The sequence below is a fragment of the Bartonella sp. AD328YNZD genome, assembly GCF_042196425.1.
Genome location: NZ_JBHIQG010000517.1, coordinates 1 through 1,249, shown reverse-complemented (window position 1 = coordinate 1,249; position 1,249 = coordinate 1). Strand labels below are relative to the sequence as shown.

General features: G+C 40.3%; 2 protein-coding genes. Both read left to right on the top strand.

Features of this window, described 5'->3' with window-relative positions; translation table 11 throughout:
* Positions 1-30 precede the first annotated feature (30 nt).
* Positions 31-279 carry a hypothetical protein gene (locus tag ACFIO3_RS13330; protein WP_375607578.1) on the top strand — a complete coding sequence of 83 codons (249 nt, stop codon included), beginning with the start codon at positions 31-33 and terminating at the stop codon, positions 277-279.
* A 2-nt stretch (positions 280-281) separates the two neighbouring features.
* Positions 282-1,249: tyrosine-type recombinase/integrase (locus ACFIO3_RS13325; RefSeq protein WP_375617393.1), on the top strand; the 968-nt coding region annotated here is incomplete at its 3' end.

Below are 1,249 nucleotides of genomic sequence, written 5' to 3'. Positions count from 1 at the left end.
GAATTGCATCTAAAATGAAGGGGAACAGATATGGCACACCGCCCACCTACTATAACACAACCAGCCATTGCACGTGCTTTACGAGAAGCTAAAAAACAAGGAGCAGAGGTTGTAGAAATCAAGCCTACTGGTGAATTATTAATTCATATCAATAAAATCGTAACACCCAGAACGATAGATAATACTTATAGCATTGACGATTTTCCACCGCTTGAAAATGAACAAAAAGACTACGATACCAGCAAATCGTGTCCCTCTGTTGACGGTATAAAGTTTTAGCCATGCCAAAACGCCGTCCACCGCATCTTGTTCGTGAACGCACACGCCATGGTAAAATCATATGGTATGTACGTATTGGTCATGGACCACGGTTTCGGATTGAAGGAACCTATGGAACGCAAGAGTTTGTCGATAATTATACGCTTGCTCTTAAGCAAGCTCAAAATGGCTCCTCCAAAACAAAGAGGCGTACCAGACTCACAGAAGGGTCTTTCGATTGGTTGTTGCATCAGTATTTACAAAGCATGCAATGGCATAATCAATCAGAATCTACTAAAAAAGTTAAATATCGAATTTTGAATAATGTTTCTAAACATATCGGTAATCGTGCATATAAAAGCATAAACAAACAACACATGCTTGAAGCCGTAGACAGAAGGCGAGAGACCCCCGCGGCTGCAAAACATTTTTTGACCTCTTTAAACGGTCTCTTTAATTGGGCGGTTGATAATGCCCTTTTAAATAGAAATCCTGCCTTTAATATAAAAGCACCAAAATCTTTAAACAGTGAGGGATTACTGCCATGGCTAGAAGAGGACATAGACAAATATTATCACCGTTGGTCACATGGTACACATGAACGCGTCTGGATTGATGTTCTTCTTTATACAGGCTTGCGTCGTGGTGATGCCGTTCGTATCGGCTGGAAAGACGTCAAAGATAATATCATTTATCTCAAAACAGAAAAGAGCCAATTTAAAACAGATGTTTTTCTTCCTATTTTACCAGAACTAGAGGAAACCCTTAAAATTGGTCCCATAGGTAATGAAACATTTATTTGTGGTAAAGGTGGAAATAAGCTTGTCAAAGAAAGTTTTGGCAACCTCTTTCGTGAAGCATGTAATGCGGCGGGTATTAAAAAATCAGCGCACGGATTGCGAAAATTAGCAGCAACACGTGCAGCCAATGCTGGTGCGACAGTTTCGCAAATGAAAGCGCTTTTTGGCTGGACAGAAGATAAAATGGCATC

Bases quoted from the DNA above. Each gene is read 5' to 3' on its own strand.
- ACFIO3_RS13330 (WP_375607578.1), top strand. From the start codon at position 31: ATGGCACACCGCCCACCTACTATAACACAACCAGCCATTGCACGTGCT.